This window comes from Syntrophothermus sp., assembly GCF_013314835.1.
In the GTDB taxonomy this organism is placed as follows: domain Bacteria; phylum Bacillota; class Syntrophomonadia; order Syntrophomonadales; family Syntrophothermaceae; genus Syntrophothermus; species Syntrophothermus lipocalidus.
On sequence record NZ_JABUEX010000150.1, the window covers coordinates 1 to 2,483 of the forward strand.

The 2,483-nt window shown below is 52.7% G+C and carries 1 protein-coding gene and 1 pseudogene; one reads left to right on the forward strand and one right to left on the reverse strand.

The features are described from left to right. Positions 1–41 precede the first annotated feature (41 nt). A complete protein-coding gene (locus HPY90_RS15820) occupies positions 42–293 on the forward strand; it encodes a type II toxin-antitoxin system RelE family toxin (protein ID WP_287195935.1) in 252 nt (83 codons plus the stop codon). Positions 294–1,183: 890 nt separating this feature from the next. On the opposite strand, the pseudogene HPY90_RS15830 reads toward HPY90_RS15820, so the two are convergent. Next, positions 1,184–1,798: pseudogene (locus tag HPY90_RS15830) on the reverse strand (IS21 family transposase); the annotation flags it as partial. Positions 1,799–2,483 lie beyond the last annotated feature (685 nt).

Below are 2,483 nucleotides of genomic sequence, written 5' to 3' on the forward strand. Positions count from 1 at the left end.
AAGACAAAGCCCTGGGAAGAGTTTAAAAGGGAACTGGGATTATGAAACTTGAGATAACCGAACCGGCCCAGAAAGACTTTGCTAATCTTGACAGGAAAACACAAAGGCGGATTAGGGCTGCTTTGGATCGACTTCTAACGTACCCGCAAGCTGTAGACCTGAAGAAACTCCAGAGCAGCCCGGGGGAATGGCGGCTCAGGGTGGGAGACTGGCGGGTTATCTTCCGAATTGAACGGGAGCAAGAGCTTCTTTATATTCTGCGAGTAAGACATAGGCGGGAGGCCTATCGGTAGCCAGTAAGGAGGCCCTGACAATGAGCATTCGTGAGGAGCTTATAAAGGCAATTGAATCAATGAATTAGGAGAACCTAGAGGAACTCCTCGAGTACGCTAGGTGGCTTCAGGCCGACAAAGAGGAGCTCACCCCGGAGGAATACCGAGAGCTTGAAGAAGCCGAAGCAGAAGTTGCCCGTGGAGATGTGGTGCCCTGGGGTACAACAAGATGAAGGTCTCCCATTAAAGACGACGCGGTATTTTGAAGAACAGGTCCTGCGAAAACGCCCATACCTCCGGCGCGAGTGGTGCAGGCAGGCCATTCTGCGCCCTGAACACCGGGAAGTACAACAGGTTATAGATTTATCACACCTTGAAGCAGAGGCCTTGCCCATTACTAGACTTTCGCCAATTCAGCCTAAAAGTGCAGAAGGCCTTCCCGGCCCCGTCGCAAAGGATCTATCATGAAGCAGACAGAAAGCTCACGTTTGCATGGAAGTGTAAGAGGTGCCGGGCGGTAACATACGTCAAGGCCCAGGACCCTGCAGGGCGAGGCCTGAATCTGCCAGGGTGCTGCTCAGGGTGTGACCGAGAGCTGGACCGTAAGGACGCGGAATTGCTGGGATGGTATGAAACAGGTGCAAGGGCCCTCACTGCTAAAGAAAGGAGAGCAACAACGGCCAGAAGGGAAAGTGGTATCAGCCAAGCAAGGCAGATGGTGTCATCCGGTTACCGGAACCGCCTACAGGCTATGGGCATTCATAATGGTGCTTGCGTTTAGCAGGCATATGTTCCTCAAGGTCGTCGATCGTATGGATAAGCGTCACTGGCTTGAATGCCACATCGAGGGTTTCGAATTCTTTGGGGGAGTTCCAAGGCGCCTTGTATACGATTATGTTCCGCGGAAAATAATCAGGGACAATGATCTCGGGTACGCCCTCAAAGAACTCGAATGCACGGCAATGTGCACCGATCCATTCCTCAAGTTCTTGTGACCAGGTAGCCTCAGCGTAGGTGTATTTACTGGCGGCGAGAACAGCAACGAATATCTGTGCCTCGCGGACCTCGCCTTTATCCGGGTCTACCACCGGTACCGTTTGGCCTGCGAAGTCAACAAACATCTTCTCTCCGGCTCGATAGGTCTGGCGTAGAACAACGTCCAGCTTGCCTCACCACTCGCGGTAGAGTTCGCAAAATTGGCTATACTGGTATCCATCAGGGTGCGCCTGCTTATACTCAATCCATAACTGTTGCAGGGTAACACCCTTGCGCCTTAATTCCCGGTGAACCCACTCCCAGTTAGGCAAAGGCCGTGTGCGAGTCTGTTTTCCGCTGCCGGGGTATAGCAGTTGTTCTAAGGCAGATTCGTTGAGGGTCTCCGGTAACGGCCACGACAGACCCGCTGCCTTAGCACGGTTAAGTAGATCAATGACAGTGCTGTGTGAGATAGATAAGCTTCTAGCAATCGCCCGGTTTCCAAGATCTAGATCCCAATGCAGTCTAAGAACTTCTTTGATCTTGCGCATGGATAACCTCATACCTGCCACGATTCTCTGTCACCCTTCCTGCGAGTATTGTTCACAAGATTCGGTGACAGGAGGATTAATCTTGTGGTTTACTAGTCATCCAGCGCCACTTCGCCCTATTCAAGGACTGTCTGGGTCTAATTCACCAGGTGCCGACCATCCATCTCAACTGGACACCCCAGTGGTCGGAATGGCCCGGAATTGGTGGTCGATTTGGATCGGAATCGGTGGTCGACATCAATCGGAATGACTGGTCGGATTACATCGGAACGGGTGGTCGGTTTGCACTGGAGTACGCAGTTACTCAGACCCTGATGCCAAGATAGGCTGGGATTCCTACCGAAAGCAGTGGCTCTTTGGGTATTCAATTTGCCAAGCGCCCCTTCTTGCCTTGTGCACTTCAGCTCAGGGCTACCTGTTCGCCCGGGCTCCATACAATAGGCTACCTCTGGCCTATTGCGTGCCGGGTTGGGCATCTCTATGCCAATCCACAGAGGGCGGCACTTCCGCATTGGCAGCCAGCGCTTGCCAGGCGCACCGTAGAAATTGAGCTGGCGGCTCCCGGCCCTCTGTGGTAAAACAGAGGTAGACAACAAAAGGAGGGAGCCGCCAATGAAATTGTATCATACAAACCCCCAGAATGGGGAGATAAAAAGAGTTCGCCGTGGGGAAATTCGCAAACTGC